This window comes from Prevotella sp. P6B1 (genome assembly GCF_000702825.1).
Classification (GTDB): Bacteria; Bacteroidota; Bacteroidia; order Bacteroidales; family Bacteroidaceae; genus Prevotella.
This window is the reverse complement of the sequence record NZ_JNKF01000015.1, coordinates 138,865-154,475: the sequence shown is the minus strand read 5'-3', so window position 1 is coordinate 154,475 and position 15,611 is coordinate 138,865. Positions and strand designations below refer to the sequence as shown.

General features: G+C 50.1%; 14 protein-coding genes and 1 tRNA gene. 4 read left to right on the top strand and 11 right to left on the bottom strand.

Annotated elements, in window-relative coordinates; all coding sequences use genetic code 11:
- Nucleotides 1-34 precede the first annotated feature (34 nt).
- The 4 genes from T495_RS0112900 to holA all read right to left on the bottom strand — a co-directional run bounded on the left by T495_RS0112900 (nucleotide 35) and on the right by holA (nucleotide 4,051).
- On the bottom strand, nucleotides 35-940 hold the full coding sequence (locus tag T495_RS0112900; RefSeq protein WP_033148981.1) for a dihydroorotate dehydrogenase: 906 nt from the start codon (nucleotides 938-940) through the stop codon (nucleotides 35-37).
- The gene (locus tag T495_RS0112895; protein ID WP_033148980.1) at nucleotides 928-1,701 is read right to left on the bottom strand and encodes a dihydroorotate dehydrogenase electron transfer subunit; all 774 of its coding nucleotides are present in this window, start codon (nucleotides 1,699-1,701) and stop codon (nucleotides 928-930) included. Before T495_RS0112895 ends, T495_RS0112900 begins: the two co-directional genes overlap by 13 nt.
- Before the next feature lie 57 nt (nucleotides 1,702-1,758).
- Nucleotides 1,759-2,247, bottom strand: a complete 489-nt coding sequence (locus T495_RS0112890) for a helix-turn-helix domain-containing protein (protein ID WP_028904340.1) — start codon at nucleotides 2,245-2,247, stop codon at nucleotides 1,759-1,761.
- Nucleotides 2,248-3,022: 775 nt separating this feature from the next.
- Nucleotides 3,023-4,051 carry a DNA polymerase III subunit delta gene (gene holA / locus T495_RS0112885; RefSeq protein ID WP_033148979.1) on the bottom strand — a complete coding sequence of 343 codons (1,029 nt, stop codon included), beginning with the start codon at nucleotides 4,049-4,051 and terminating at the stop codon, nucleotides 3,023-3,025.
- A 48-nt stretch (nucleotides 4,052-4,099) separates the two neighbouring features.
- Between holA and T495_RS0112880 the strand changes: the two genes are divergently transcribed.
- Complete coding sequence (locus T495_RS0112880) at nucleotides 4,100-4,549, top strand: type I restriction enzyme HsdR N-terminal domain-containing protein (RefSeq protein ID WP_028904338.1); 450 nt, start codon at nucleotides 4,100-4,102, stop codon at nucleotides 4,547-4,549.
- 9 nt (nucleotides 4,550-4,558) lie between these two features.
- Here the strand turns inward: T495_RS0112880 and T495_RS0112875 are convergent, their stop codons facing one another.
- Together T495_RS0112875 and T495_RS0112870 are read right to left on the bottom strand one after the other, a co-directional pair.
- Complete coding sequence (locus T495_RS0112875; protein ID WP_028904337.1) at nucleotides 4,559-5,416, bottom strand: zinc ribbon domain-containing protein; 858 nt, start codon at nucleotides 5,414-5,416, stop codon at nucleotides 4,559-4,561.
- Between the two features lie 21 nt (nucleotides 5,417-5,437).
- On the bottom strand, nucleotides 5,438-6,223 hold the full coding sequence (locus T495_RS0112870; RefSeq protein WP_033148978.1) for a Nif3-like dinuclear metal center hexameric protein: 786 nt from the start codon (nucleotides 6,221-6,223) through the stop codon (nucleotides 5,438-5,440).
- A gap of 154 nt (nucleotides 6,224-6,377) precedes the next feature.
- Here T495_RS0112870 and T495_RS0112865 point away from each other — a divergent pair.
- Nucleotides 6,378-6,451, top strand: a tRNA-His gene (locus T495_RS0112865).
- 143 nt (nucleotides 6,452-6,594) lie between these two features.
- Nucleotides 6,595-7,524, top strand: coding sequence for a phage integrase SAM-like domain-containing protein (locus tag T495_RS0112860; protein WP_051652057.1), 930 nt, complete (start codon nucleotides 6,595-6,597; stop codon nucleotides 7,522-7,524).
- On the opposite strand, the gene T495_RS14955 is transcribed toward T495_RS0112860, so the two are convergent.
- Together T495_RS14955 and T495_RS16240 are read right to left on the bottom strand one after the other, a co-directional pair.
- Nucleotides 7,461-8,357: an alpha-L-arabinofuranosidase C-terminal domain-containing protein gene (locus T495_RS14955; protein WP_051652056.1), complete on the bottom strand. Its 897-nt coding sequence runs from the start codon at nucleotides 8,355-8,357 to the stop codon at nucleotides 7,461-7,463. The genes T495_RS0112860 and T495_RS14955 overlap by 64 nt on opposite strands.
- A complete protein-coding gene (locus T495_RS16240; protein ID WP_231495111.1) occupies nucleotides 8,342-8,551 on the bottom strand; it encodes a hypothetical protein in 210 nt (69 codons plus the stop codon). Before T495_RS16240 ends, T495_RS14955 begins: the two co-directional genes overlap by 16 nt.
- Nucleotides 8,552-8,723: 172 nt before the next feature.
- Between T495_RS16240 and T495_RS0112850 the strand changes: the two genes are divergently transcribed.
- Nucleotides 8,724-11,228: an alpha-L-arabinofuranosidase C-terminal domain-containing protein gene (locus T495_RS0112850; RefSeq protein ID WP_369699760.1), complete on the top strand. Its 2,505-nt coding sequence runs from the start codon at nucleotides 8,724-8,726 to the stop codon at nucleotides 11,226-11,228.
- A 233-nt stretch (nucleotides 11,229-11,461) separates the two neighbouring features.
- Here T495_RS0112850 and T495_RS0112845 read toward each other — a convergent pair whose 3' ends face one another.
- From T495_RS0112845 to T495_RS0112835, 3 genes are read right to left on the bottom strand one after another with little or no spacing between them, the layout of a single operon-like run.
- Complete coding sequence (locus T495_RS0112845; RefSeq protein WP_051652054.1) at nucleotides 11,462-13,120, bottom strand: hypothetical protein; 1,659 nt, start codon at nucleotides 13,118-13,120, stop codon at nucleotides 11,462-11,464.
- Complete coding sequence (locus T495_RS0112840; protein WP_033148977.1) at nucleotides 13,120-14,148, bottom strand: HlyD family secretion protein; 1,029 nt, start codon at nucleotides 14,146-14,148, stop codon at nucleotides 13,120-13,122. The genes T495_RS0112845 and T495_RS0112840 overlap by 1 nt, the downstream gene beginning before the upstream one ends.
- Before the next feature lie 3 nt (nucleotides 14,149-14,151).
- Entirely contained in the window at nucleotides 14,152-15,534 is a 1,383-nt protein-coding gene (locus T495_RS0112835; RefSeq protein ID WP_033148976.1) for a TolC family protein, read from the bottom strand.
- Nucleotides 15,535-15,611: the final 77 nt, after the last annotated feature.

Sequence of the window (15,611 nt, the reverse complement as noted above, 5' to 3'; positions counted from 1 at the left end):
CTTTTACACCCCATATAGGCATAAAAAAAAGGGGTTAAATAACCCCTATGATTTCATCGACCGACTGACACCCATGCGAATCAAGCCAATCGTTAATGCCGTCGCGTACCTTTATACTAACAGCCGGATCCAGGAAGTTGGCTGTACCTATCTCGATAGCTGTAGCGCCTGCCATGAGGAACTCGATGGCATCCTTGGCACAACTGATGCCTCCTAAGCCTATCACAGGTATCTTGACAGCCTTGGCCACCTGCCACACCATACGCAGCGCCACGGGCTTTACACAAGGACCGCTCAGACCGCCGGTATTAATGCTCAGCAGCGTTTTGCGCTTCTCGATATCAATAGCCATACCCATCAGCGTGTTAATCAGCGATACGCTGTCGGCGCCCTCGGCCTCTACGGCACGGGCAATCTCGGCAATATCGGTTACATTGGGGCTCAGCTTCACGATCAGCGTCTTATGGTAGCGCTGGCGCACAGCCTTTACCACGCTGGCAGCACCAGCACAAGTCACGCCAAAGGCCATTCCCCCATCCTTCACGTTAGGGCAAGAGATATTCAGCTCGATGGCAGGAATGTTATCAAGCGCATCGATACGGGCAGCACACTCCGCATAATCCTTTGGGCTCGATCCGCTCACGTTCACAATCATATTCGTATCGATATCCTTAATCTGCGGATAGATATGCTCACAGAAGTAGTCAACGCCCTTATTCTGGAGTCCTACGCAGTTCAGCATACCGCTGGCAGTCTCGGCCATACGTGGATAGTCATTTCCCTCACGCGGATTCAGGGTGGTTCCCTTCACTATAATGCCGCCAATGCCATCCAGAGGCATCAGGTCGGCGAATTCCAAACCGTAACCGAAAGTACCCGATGCAGTCATCACAGGGTTCTTCAGCTCCAGGTCAGCAATCTTTACATTTAGTCTTGCCATAACAGTTTCTTAATATTAAACACGGGACCATCCTTACAAACACACAGATTGCCCTCGGTAGTCTTCTCTACGCAGCACAAACAAGCACCCAGTCCGCAAGCCATCAGATTCTCGAGAGATACCTCGCAGTCGATGGTGTTCTGACGCGCATAACGGGCCACAGCCTTCATCATAGGTGTAGGACCACAGGTGCTGATACGGTCGAACCGCTCCTGTTGCAATAGCGAATGATTAGTTACGAATCCCTTTTCACCCATCGAGCCATCCTCGGTTGTTACGTACACGCGCCCGTACTTATTAAATATAGGGAGCATCAGCAGATCGTTGGCTGTTCGTGCACCCAGGAGGAAAGTAGGCTCAATGCCCTGGCGCTTCATCTCGGCACCCATATACAGCAGGGGAGCCACTCCAACACCTCCACCAACGAGCAGCACTTTCTCGTTCTGGCCAGCTGGCGTAAAGCCATTACCAAGCGGCAACACACAGTTCAATGTGTCACCAGGCAGCAGCTTAGCCAGTTGCTTGGTTCCCTCACCAACGGTAGCCACGAGCAACCAGAGCTCGTTAGCATCGTAATCAACAAAGTTAATGGAAATAGGACGGCGCAGGAAAGTAGATGATGAACCATCTACCCGCACCTCAACAAACTGACCAGGCAGCATGGGAGGAAGAGGCTTTTCATCAGTCAACTTGATAAGCACATAGCGCTGATGAATCTGCTCTACCGCCTTGACCTGTAGGTCGAGTATATACTTCTTCATACGTCAAATTTTAAATTCGGGTACAAAGATACTACTATTTTTTGAAACCACAAAACATTATTTCTTGGCAGGCACAAAAGTATCCCAGGTCTGATCATCGTAAAAAACACGAATCTCGATGACTTTACGCTGTGGTTTGTCCACAAATTTTACTTCTTCGCGAACGATTTCCGGGTGTGTATTTCTTACACCATTATAATTCTGGGGCTGCGAAGCCACATTTTTGGCACCAGGAACGGCAGTCTCATCAAAAACCAACATCGGATTTTGATCGATAGGGTGGGTATCAGGGGTGTTTTCACCCTCCGAAAACAGATCCTGATCGGGGGTATTCTGGGGCAGATACATGTCGCCAGAACCAAACATCAGCCAATCGGTATTGATGTTAGGAATTTTCTTTTTGATAGCTTCAACAATGTTCAGGGTAGGACGGGTACGACCATTGAAGATGCTACTAAGGGTAGCCGGACTCTGACCGATGTAGTCGGCGAAGAGCTGTTGAGTCATGTGCTGCGACTCCATTATTTGCCTAATTCTATCTTTCATTGTTTGTAACTAAGTGGTTAAAGGGCCTTTTTGCCCGTATTTCATTCGGTTTACAAAGGTAAAACAAAAATTTGAATTACACAACAGTTGTAGATACAATTTAAGATTTTATAATTTATGTTTACGTTTTCATATTTGTAAATCAAAAGTTCAAAACAGTAAAAATGATGTTTCATATTTCTAAATCTAAATTTACGAATAAAAAACCATACAAAGCATTTTCTTACCATATTTTTGTAAATAACTGGGTATAAATTAACTACTTATGCCAAATTCACGTTTTCGAATGGCATTATACAGCGTTCCACTTAAAAAGTAGCACAAATCAGCAACGTATTTATAAATAATATGTATAACATCTTGTTTTACAATCACTTATATTAGTGTATAACGTAGTGCATAAATATCAATATGCAAAACAAAATTACAATATTCAGATATTCATACCTAAATTTAAATTACTAATTTACACTTTTATTTTTTAAATTCAGCAACTACAAACCTATATCCACTCTTCCGGGCATTCGAATTTAAGAATCAAAATCAACGAAACAATACCTTAATAAGTGTGAACACCAAATTCGTCGAGGCTCAAAAAATCGTTTTTCACCATTTCTCGCGTATTCTGAACCATAGTCCAGAAATGCAGAAATACGCGAGTTTTAAGGGGGTACTAATCCATGTAACTACCCTATTTCACAGGCATTTAGACACAAAAAAAGCGCTCGTCAAAAGCGCTGTTTTTGCAAATTCTAGAGTTGAAAGAATGGGGTTTTTAGTGCAAAATGTAAAAAATCAGTTCTTTCATAAGCTCTCCAGCAGGCGTATTTGGGTTATCCAGACCCTTACTTTTGGCGTCAATCTCTCGCATTTTCGAAATGATCTGCATCACCTTCATTCCAGAGTAGTTTCTCATACCCGTCATGTAGTCCTTCGCAGCCCATGGATTTCTCAATTCCAACCATTCGGCAACGCTCTCCTGGCTCTTTTTATTTGGCGCATAAAACGCAATCATCAAGTTTTGGAAGTAATTAAAGAGCAACGGGAGAAATGAGTAGATGGAACCAGCCTTTGGATTTTCGTCAAAATATTTTATTATCTGATTAGCCTTGAACACATTGCGGTTCACAATGGCATCACGAAGTTCAAATCCATTAAACTCCTTGCTCACTCCTATCTGCTCCTCAACCACCTGTGGGGTCACTACTCTATTCTCCTCTGGCAGGGAGATGATCACCTTATCCAGCTCGCCTACCAGTCGGCTCAGGTCGGCGCCGATATTCTCGGCTATCATCTGAACCGACTTCTGATCAATCTTCACCCGTCGTGTTTTCAGATAGTTCTCAATAAAGCCTGGCAGCTCTCTGTCCTTGAGTTTTGAGCTCTCAAACAGTACGCCATGCGATTTGATGGCCTTCACATAGCCTGCTTTTCGCCCGTCAATCTTGCCGTTTTTATGGCACATCACTAATACGGTACTGGCCATGGGCTGCGAGAAATAGCGCTCAAGCGCCTCTGTATTCTTAATATTCTGCGCCTCTTTCACGATGACAACCTGGCGTTCCGACATCATAGGATAACGGCGCGCCAAGTCGGCAATCTGCGAGGCGTTAACATCCGAACCGAACACGATGGTCTGGTTGAAATCACGTTCTTCGGGCCTGAGAGCATGTTCGGCTACATAGTCGGAAATCCTATCGATATAATAGGGTTCGTCGCCCATCAGATAATAGACTGGCGCGAATTTTCCAGCCTCCAAATCGCGCATGATGCTCTCAAAACTTACATTTTTTGGCTCAGCCATATTGCTATTTCAATTATTATTTGTAATTTTGCCTGCAAATTTACAAAAATGTTTCGATTAAACCTCCCTACATACGAAATAAAAATCGCCCAGAAGGGCAATAAGCAGCTTATTTTCGACTTTTTACGCCGAAAATACGTAGCTCTAACACCTGAGGAATGGGTTCGCCAGCACTTTGTCCACTATCTGATAGAACACAAGGGCTATCCCAGCGGGCTGCTTGGCAACGAGGTGGAGCTGAATGTAGGCGAAAAGCGTTTGCGTTGCGACAGTATATTATATAATAAGGTGGCCGCGCCCCAGATGATCATCGAATACAAAGCCCCACAAATAAAACTTCAGCAGAAGACGTTCGACCAGATCTCAGTCTACAATCTCCTGCTGAAGGTGGATTACCTGATAGTCAGTAACGGCATGCAGCACATCTGCTGCCGAATGGATTACGAACACCAAAAATATTACTTCCTGGAGGACATTCCAGACTATCAGAATTTATAACAATTCCGATTATTCCATATCGCTTGCGTCGGTGGTCTTCTTAGAGTTCGAGCTCTTGCGGATAGTGCGCTTAGCGCGTCCCTTCTTCTCCTCGGTTGCACCTGTAGCCTTGTCGATTTTAACACCAGCCAGCTCTGGATCGATCATGATTCGACCGCAGTACTCACAAACGATAATCTTCTTGTGCATCTTGATATCCAACTGGCGCTGGGGTGGAATCTTGTTGAAGCAGCCACCACAAGCATCACGCTGTACGTAAACGATACCCAGACCGTTACGGGCGTTCTTACGGATGCGCTTGAATGATGTCAGCAGACGGCCTTCGATCTTAGCCTCGAGGGTCTTCACCTGCTCCTTCAGCTTCTCCTCCTCAACACGAGTCTCCTCCATGATCTCCTCGAGCTCGTTCTTCTTAACCTCCAGGTCGCCCTGACGCTCAGCGATCAGCGCCTCGCTGTTGGCCTTCTCCTGCTCCTTGTCCGCGATCTTGTTGTTAGCCTCGCGAATCTTCTTGTTACAGAGCTCGATCTCCAGTGTCTGGAACTCAATCTCCTTTGAGAGTGTGTCGTACTCACGGTTGTTTTTCACCTCGTCCAGCTGAGCCTTGTAGCGCTCTACACTAGCCTGGGCATCAGCAATCTCGCCTTTCTTCTGGGCAATGGCACGCTGATAGTCGGCAATCTCGCCTGTTATTTTCTCAACACGTGTGGTCAGTCCCTCGATTTCATCTTCCAGGTCCTGCACTTCCAGAGGAAGCTCACCACGCAGCATGCGCTTTTCATCGATTGAAGAAAGGGCAGTCTGCAGCTGATACAGCGTCTTCAAACGCTCTTCTACTGATAACTCTGATGGATCTTTCTTTGCCATAACTCCTTTTTTGAAAATTATTTAAATATACAATATTGGATTCGTACAAGTTTCAGCGATACAGGTCTTCACGCCAGGACACGCCTCGCGGATAATCTCCTCAAAAATCTCTGCGGTGTACTGCTCACTCTGATAGTGACCGATCACGCATATCTGTATCTGCTGTTCGTAACCAAAGTACTGGTGGTAGTGCATCTCACCGGTAATAAACGCATCTGCTTGACAGTCAACGGCTTGATCCAGCAGGAAATCGCCAGCGCCACCGCAGATGGCCACACGGCTGATAGGACGTCGCAACAGCTCATTACACATCGCGCACTCCACCCCAAAAGCCTTCTTCACAGCGATGATGAAATCATCAGCCGCCATAGGTTCGGGCAACTCGCCCACTACCCCACTTCCGGCCTCGGTATCGCCAACCGTCTTCGATGCAAAGAACTTCACGTCCTGAAGCCCTAATTTCTGAGCGATGCGGAAGTTCACACCCCCCTGTGCATTATCCATATTGGTATGCATCGAAATCACGGCGATGCCCTGCTGTATAGCGCGCATCACGGTGCGCTGCACATCGGTCAGATCGCTAATGGTTTTCAGTCCACGAAACAACAGCGGATGGTGGCTCACAATCAGATTGCAACCCTTCGCAATGGCCTCGTCAACGATGCGTTCGTTCACGTCCAGACACAATAATGCCCCTGAAACCTCCGTCTCTGTCAGTCCCAGTTGCAAGCCAGCATTATCCCAACTTTCCTGCAAGGGCAGAGGCGCGAAACGTTCAAGGGCGCTCAGCACTTCTTTTATTTTCACGGGTGCAAAATTACAAAGAAAAGTCGAAACGCGCACGCGAGGGGGTATTTTGTTATGCTTTTTTAACTAAAACCTAAATTTTTATAAAAAACCACCTCAATTATTTGGTAGATTCAAAAAATCTCCGTACCTTTGCACCCGCAATTCAGAAATGGTGCCCGTAGTTCAGTTGGTTAGAGCGTCAGATTGTGGTTCTGAATGTCGTGGGTTCGAGTCCCACCGGGCACCCTCCTCAAACTCCTGTGAGTCAAAGACTTACGGGAGTTTTTGTTTTGTGAGAAAATGACCTAAACAGCATCAAAACACCCTCTTTTGGGGTCAAAATCCGTTGATTTAGCCCATTTTGTTTACCGCTAAAATTTTAACGTAACATGCTGACAATCAAGGCAATGGTGAAAAAAGACGGTTTACGTGTTGACCGCAAGTACAACGTAAAGTTATGTTTTACGTACAATCGGAAGGTAAAAAGGCTATCTACGAGCCTATTTGCAAGCCCTGAAGACCTCACGAAATCCCTATCTTTTAAGGAGGGAACAATACTCAAACAGAAGGTTGACAAACTTGTAGAAACCTATAAAGAGATGTGCGACAAACTACAGGTGGATGCTCATCATTTCACATTGGACGATATTGTAGAAATGGTTAAAGCTGACGAGGAAAGGCATAAACCTGTGGACTATATTCAGTTCTGCCAGTGGTGGATAACTACAACAACCATTAAAGGTAGGAGGAACTACCAATCTGCCCTGAATGCTTTTATCGCCTATATAGGCACAGACCATCTTGAAGCCTCTAAACTTACAGCCCAGATATTAAATGGTTTCATGGACTATCTGAAAAAGCAAAGTAACCAACGAGCAAAGTCACTAATGAAATCTGGTAAGCGAGTACCGTCCGATCGCAGTGTTTCACTTTACCTTGGAAGTATGCGCCATTTGTTCAATGAAGCTAAGAAGAAATACAATGATTATGACCGAAACATAATCCGCATCACCAACTCCCCATTTGAATATGTGGTCATTCCGAAACAACAGGCTACACGTAAAAGGGCAATAACTCCCGATCAAATAAGAAGCATTTGGCAGTACCCTTATGAATGTAAGAAAGACGGAACGCTGAAACGAGAAAGCATAGCTAATCTGGCAAAAGACTGTTTTATCCTCTCATTCTGTTTAATCGGGATGAACTCAGCAGATCTATTCAACTGTACGGAGTTCAACGATGATACCATTACCTACTATCGTACAAAAACAGATGCCAGTTCCACCACGTCGGCATTGTTCTCCATACCCATCATATAGATGGCCTCGCCCAGTGCAGCATTCATATTGCCCAGCGTGCCGTAGCCATTGGTCACGGCATATTCACCCACATACACCTTAGGTCCTTGGCGGTCGTAGCTGTCGTATTTGTGGAAAGCATCAGCAAACCAGTCGGGCGAGCGGTAATAATGCTCGTCCAACAAATCCACGGGCAGACTGCTGCCCCATTTCGGATTATCATCGCCCCAAGCCACCACATTGCCTATGATTTTCATATCAGGATATTTGGCCTTGATGGCATTGTAGAACTGTTCGTAACGCTCGTAATAGTGATCGCTCTGCTGCCGCGGATCGGGCTGGTTGTTCTCATTACCCACCTCAAGATATTCTATTCCGAAGGGTTCTGGATGACCGTTTTTGGCACGCATGGCTCCATACTTGGAACTGACGGGACCGTTGGCATACTCCAGCGCATTCAAGCACTCGTCTATCCATGGTTGGATACTATCGTAAGGTGTTTGTCCGCCGTGCCATATCCCCACGTTCACCACGTAGAGCGGTTTGGCCCCCAGATCCTCAGCCAACTGCAGATACTCATGATACCCCAGTCCGTCGGTGGTACGATAGCCCCAGTTCACATTCCAGTGGCCTTCACGCTCTTCGACAGGACCGATGGTGCGCTGCCAGCGGAAGGCATTGTCGGGACTTTCCTGCCCCTCCACGAAACAACCACCAGGGAATCGCATAAACTTAGGATGCAACTGCCACAGCATGTTGGCCAAATCAGGACACATACCGTTCTCACGATTGCGGAATGTGGGTGGGAAGAGGCTCACCATATCCAGCTGCACCAGTCCTACACCATCGAACACAAGCGGTTTCTGATCAGTTCGGCATAGATGCCTCCATCAGCGGCATGGTTGATATCCTCATAAAAGATGCCATAAAGCATGGGGCTCACCTTAGGGCCTCGCTGCTGTGCATCGATATCAATGGTTATCTGAGCCTGTGCAGTGGCAGCCATAGCAGCCCAGCAGGCCATAAAGAGCGATTTTTTACAGTTCATAATAGTTCCAAAATAGTAACGTTTTAAAAAGATAGTAATAATCATATCGGGTGCAAATATACAAAAGTTTTTTGAAGATATTTCCTTCCCAAGCAACGTTTTCTGAATTTCACTTGCATTTTTACGCTATAATTCATTACCTTTGCATCCTCAAAGAATTAATGACACAATAATGATGAAGAAATCAAGATTTTACCTCTTAGGCATTTTCGCCACAGCGTCTATCAGCGTTTGCGCTCAGACCACCAAGCGCGTGTTTGTCTATAGCCCAGGTGAGCACGCCGGCTTGCATGTAGCACAATTCACCCCCAACGGTTGGCAGGAGATGGGTCAGCTATGCTCGTCCGACTATGGCACATGGGGAGCCGAGAAGCGCATGTACCACCCCTCAGTGGCCCGCGCTGCCGATGGCACCTGGCGCCTGGTGTTTCAGGTTAACGACAGTTCACCACTCTTTGCCGCAGCCTATAGCCGCAACTTGGTAACCTGGCGCCCACAAGACTATCCTGTGATGTCAACGCCACAGTGCCTCAAGCCGGTAGTCTTTGCCAATGACAATGGCACCTTCGACATCTATTATCAGACGAAGACCGGCGACAAGCGCTGGGTATCTGCATCGGGCAACTTCCGTCAATTCAGCAAAGACCAGAAGAGCCTGATCGATCAGGCTGCCTGGACGCGCGACACCGCCACCATAGCAGGCAAGTTGCACGAGGGCAACACCTTCGACATCACAGCGCAGGAACTCAGCACCATCACTAGTCACTTCCAACAGTTGCAGGCCGACGCACGTCTCAGCAGTGAGCGCATGCACGACGATGCCAAGAATTCTCTGCTGCCCCATCAGCCTGTGACAGCCACACTTCACGTGAGCAACAGCGAGAAGACCATCAGCGACAAACTGATAGGTATCTTCTTCGAAGACATCAGCTATGCTGCCGATGGCGGTCTGTATGCCGAACTGATTCAGAACCGCGACTTCGAATACAACGCAAAAGATCGTCGCGAGTGGAACGCCACCACCGCCTGGCACTCAGCCAGTCCTATCGATATTTCCACCCAGCACCCACTCAGCAGCAACAATCCCCACTATGCTGTGATTGCTGCCGACACACTGTGGAACGAGGGTTGGGATGGCATCGCCGTAGAGGCCGGCCATAAGTACAACTTCTCGATGTATGTTCTGGCCGACGGTCAGAAGCAGAACTTCACGATTCAGCTAATAGGCACCGATGGCACCATACTTGCCAGCAGCAAACTCAAAACCCAGGGCACCGATTGGCAACAGTACACCTGCGTGCTCAGCACCAAGAAGAGCTGCACCAAGGCCCGTCTGGCCATCATTCCGCAGAAGTCCGTCCGTGTGGGACTCGATATGATTTCGCTCTTTCCACAAGAAACATTTATGAACCGTCCTAACGGTCTGCGTCGCGACTTAGCTCAGGTCATTGCCGACCTGAAGCCCAAGTTCGTCCGTTTCCCAGGCGGTTGCATGAGCCATGGTCAGGGCCTCGACAATATCTACCATTGGAACCACACCGTAGGTCCACTTCAGGACCGCAAACCCGACTTCAATATCTGGGGCTATCATCAGACACGCGGACTGGGATTCTTCGAGTATTTCCAGTTCTGCGAAGACATCGGTGCCGAGCCACTCCCAGTGCTTGCAGCAGGCGTTCCATGCCAGAACTCAGCCGCCAACGCCCAGGGTATAGGCGGTCAGCAGTGCGGCATCCCTATGGATCAGATGCCAGCTTACATCCAGGAGCTGCTCGACCTGATTGAGTGGGCCAATGGCGATCCCGCCACCTCCAAGTGGGCCAAGCTTCGCGCTGATGCCGGTCACCCCGCCCCATTCAACCTTAAATATATAGGTATAGGCAACGAGGACATCATCGGCACCGTGTTCGAAGAGCGCTACGAGATGATCTGCAAGGCCATCCGTCAGAAATATCCCGAGATTAAGATTTGTGGCACCGTAGGACCTTTCCACGCCCCAAGTGCCGATTACGTCGAAGGATGGGACTTCACCAAGCGCCATCCCGAGCTGCAGTATATGGTTGATGAGCACTACTACGAGTCAACCGGTTGGTTCATGCACCATCGCAACTATTACGACGGTTACGATCGCACCATGCCTAAGGTTTATCTTGGCGAATATGCAGCCTCAACCAATGTCAAGCGTCCCAATATCGAGACCGCACTGGCCGAAGCCCTCTATCTCACCGATGTTGAGCGCAATGGCGACGTGGTAGAGATGACCAGCTACGCCCCGATGCTGGCCAAGGATAAGCACCACAACTGGGATCCCGACATGATTTACTTCTCTAACACCGAAGTCCGCCCCACCCCTGCCTACCATGTTCAGCGCATGTTCTCGGTATATGGTGGTGACAAGTACGTGAGCACCGACATCCAGATTGCCCCCGAACTTAAACATCGCGTAGGCGTCAGTCTGGTTCGCCACAGTGCCACCGGCCGTCGCTATCTCAAGTTGGTAAACGCCCTGCCCGTAGAGCTCACCATCAAAGCCAACGGCCTCACTATCCCAGCCGACAGCAAGACCGAGGAGTTCAGCGGTCAGCCCACCGACCAGACGCTTGAGATGAAGCAAGGAGTAGCAGGCCCCAACGCCCTCACGCTACCCCCTTACACTTTCCGTGTGATAGAGTTATAAAAACAAGTTTATATAAATCTGAAGTTTGCCGATTTCCATGATATCTTTGTAACGAGATTTAGAAAGAAAGGTTATTCTTGCATCTTCTGGTAGATACGGTCAGCCTGTTCGCTTGCTTCCACCTTGATATACTTCTCAAAGACCGGGTACCCTCTAAAACAAATCCCTGCAAGTCAAGTACTTGCAGGGATTTTTGTTTTTGCATGATCGACTTCATTTGCCAACCGAAGGAATCACGTACACGGGTTTCTCTTTATCTGCATTGGCAGTTTATGCACCCTTGCCAGATATTCTATTGCCCATACAGGCCATAGAGGCACTTTGCGGATGTTGGTTCTGACGGCGGGGATATCACACAACAAGAAGATGGATGCCAATAGCAGGGCAAACCAGATGACGTAGCCATAAACCTGCTTGATAGCCACAAGCATCATGCTGTGCAGATAGCTGCCCCCCATGAACTCGCCAAAGCGGAAATGGGCCAGATCGAGGTTGGTGAGTGTCAGCTGGCGGCCGTAGTTCATCAGGTCCTCGTTCAGGAAATGCGAGAAGATGGTGGTATAGAACCCATAGCCCATGGCACCGCCCAGATACATGTGCGGAATGTTGAACACGAACAGGCCCATGAAGAACATCTCCAGACTGGGTACCGATTCGTCCAAGGCCCACATGAGGGTTGGCGCAAGCACCCCATAGGCAAAGCCGCGGAGCAGGATGGCCAGCCGGTACTGCTCGATGTTAACCGTCATACCAACCGTGGTGTACATGAGCCAGGCGTAGGCGCAGATGGACAGAAAGCTGATGCCTATCAGTTTCCATACCTTCCACTGCTGCACCTTCAGCCAGTAGAGATCGAGCGCGATGCCCAGAAACATGCCTGGCAATGCCCACATGTACTGGCTCTCCTTGGTGAGTTCCTCCAAGCCTACCACCTCGGTGTAGAGTATCTCCTCCAGGGTGTGCTCGGCTCCGAAAGCCAGCTCGGCCAGTATGGTAACGATGAGAATGGGCACCACATTGCGGCACTTCAGCAGTCGGAGCTCCACGTAGGGATAGCGGTTGTGCATCAGGCGGTAAAGGGTGAGTCCGGCAAAGAGGAGCGTTAAGCCCCCCAGCACGCTGATGTGCCGGCTGGCCAGCCACCTGTAGTGATCGCCATAGACAAAGATGTACGAGCACAGGAGCATGGTGACACAGATGAGCAGCGCACCCTGCCAGTCGGTGCCCTTGAGCGAGAACCGGTTAGGCATGGGACAGAACGGCCGGCACAGCACCAGCTGCGACAGCAGCACGAACGACATGGTGCCCACGGTGAAAGCGTGCATCATCTGCCAGGTGAAATGATGACCCATCCAGGCTGCCAGCCAGCCGCTGCCCTCGATGGCACTGAGCAGCAGGATGTGGAGCACGGGGAAGAACACGGCGAAATCGCGCCTGGGCGTGATCCACAGCTGGATGTTGCTCATACACTCGAACGTGCCCTGGATCTTGGCTATGCCCGCAATGAAGCAGGCCACCATGAGGACTGGCATCGACTGGCTATGCATGGTGATAACATTGCAGATGCCCATCACGATGGCCGAGGTGCACAGCAGCTGCTGATTGGTGAAGCGGAACTTCATCCTGAACAGCATGGGGAACCACACAGCCATACCTGCCAGCGTGGCATAGAGCAGGAACATCACATCCTCGATCATGAAGTTGGTGGTGCCACGAATCTCGTCGAGCGCACCCAGATAGACGCCACCCGAGAACTGGAAGCACAGCGCCGTGAGCACGTAGATCCAGGGCTGCAACCTGCGCGGCACCCACCCTTTCATCATCGGCATAGCGAAACCCATGCCGGCTGGTGGCGGTGGCGCCTTCATCAGAAATTCTGTCAGCTTTCCCATTACTCCTCAACCTTACAAACCACGTTATAGCCGCCATGCAGCTTGTTCACCTCATCGCAGGCATCAATACGTACACGCACCGTGACACGCTGCTCCACCTTGACGAAATTGCCGGTGGCATTGTCGATAGGCACCAGCGAGAACGCACTGCCTGTGGCATCGCTGATACGCTCTACCACACCGGTATACTCCACATCGGGCACGGCATCGGCCGTAAAACGCACCTTGTCGCCCACCTTGATATGCGGCATCTGCGATTCCTGATAGTTGGCCTCCACCCATTTCTCATGCTTATCGACGATGCTCACCAGGGTCTGACCGGGATTAACCAGCTGTCCCACATGGATATCCTTGCTACCCACCACGCCATCGCAGGTGGCAATGATGTAGCAATACGAGAGGTTCAGACGGGCAATCTCCACCTGGGCACGTGCCAGCTCGATGGCTGCCTCGGAGGCCGAGAGATGATGTCCCTGCTCAGCCACAACGGCCGTTTGCGTGGTGCGCGAGCGAAGGGCCTGCTCATAGCCGGCCTTGGCACTCAGATAACCCGTGTGGACACGGTCGTACTGCTGCTGTGTGACGGCATCCTGCTGCAGCAGTTTCTGAAAGCGCGCATCCTCACGCTTGGCATTCTCCATCTGCACACGAGCCGCCTCAATGCCTGCCTCGGTCACGCTGATGCTGGTCTTGGTGGTATGGATACTGCTGGCTGTGCCCTGCGAGCCGTGCTGGGCACGGTTCAGGTCAGCCTCAGCCTGCGCCAGGCGAAGGCGGAACTCGGCATCTTCAATCACAACCAGCGTGTCGCCTTTCCTCACCTCCTGGAACTCGCTGAAGCGCACCTCGCGGATAAAACCCTGCACGCGGCTGTTCTGGGGCACGATATTCTGGCACACACGGGCATTGTCCGTTACCTGGCCACCTCCGAAATACATGAACTGACTGGCGGCATAAACGGCACCACCCGCGATACAGAGTATCACGATTGTATTATAAATATAGGTTGTAAGCTTATTCTTTTCCATATTTTACAGTGTATTTGTGATATATTTAAGTTTGAAATAATTGTAAAGCATGCTGATGCGGGCATTCACCAAAGCCATATCGGCAGAGAGCTTCATGTTCGAGGCATCGAGCATATCGGTGAGCAGCGCCAGGTCGTTGTCGTAACGGTTCCTCACCACGGTGTAGTTCTGGTCGGCCAGCTCCACCTGTTTCTCCTGTGTGCGAACCTCGACCGAGCTGGTGAGCAGCTGGGTATAGCAGGCCTGAACGCCATTCTCGATGCCCTCCTGCGCCAGCTGCACACGCTCGCGTGCCTGGCGGCTCTCGTGCCGGGCCTTCCGGATGGCATGCTTGTTTTTCCATAGGCTCGACAAGCTGTACTTCACACCAATGCCCACAAACCACACGTTCACGTTGGCATCCTTGGGAATGAGGTCGGAGGTGTAAGGCCCCGTCAGGTGGTTCTCGGCCACCACAGCCACCGATGGGCGCGATGCCGCACGGGCGTTTCTCACCTGCTGCTCCGACATCTGCGTGGCAAGCGAAGCCTGACGGAGGTCGATGTTGTTTTCAGCGGCCGTCTGCTGCCACTCGCCTTCGGAGGTGAGCGACTGGAGCGCCACGCTCTGCTCTTCTACTGCCTGCGTATCCACATCAAAATCCTCGCCCTCAGGCAGATGGATGGTCGTGCTCAGCTGATGACGGATCACCTTCTGGGCATCAACCACCTGCGTCTGCGCCAGTTTGAGACTCTGGAGCTGCAGGTCGTATCGCGTCAGGTCGTTCTTCAGTACCGTTCCCTGTTCGCGGCGCGCCTTCATCTGTTCAATCACCTTTTCCGTGAGTTCCATGTTCCTCACTATCACCTGCAGCTGGTTCTGCAGCTTGCAGAGGTCGAGGTAATAACCGGTCAGCAGGAAACGCACCTCCTGACGGTTCTTCTCTACGTCGAGTTCAGCCAGCCGGCGCCCCAGCTTGGCCATCTCAATACCCGAGCGGATGGCACCGCCGGCATAGATCACCTGACTGGCCTGAGCGGTGAAGCTGTTACCCCAATGTGGGGTGGGCTGCTTGCCATTCTGCACCTGCTGAGGACCCAATCCCGGAACGATATACTCTGTAGTGCCACTGGTGGAAAAGCCGCGCGACATGAGGAAAGCATTGCCCGTGTAAGAGCCCTGCAGGCTGAATTCAACACTTGGCAGCATGGCTGATTGGGCCGATGCCACCCCTTCTTCTGCTGCCTTCAATGCCGCCTCGCTCACCTTGATACGCTGACTCTGCTGGTCAGCCAGGTCGAAAAGCGACTGAAGACTCATCTTGTGCTGTGCATACGTAGGGACACAGCTACCTGCTCCAACTATCGTCGAGACAGCCAGAGCACAAAAAATCTTGTGTTTACTCATTAAAATGTAACTTTTTCTCTTACTATTCATTACTCGTACTAAAAACATTCCTTCCCTCGGAAATACGAATAATGAAC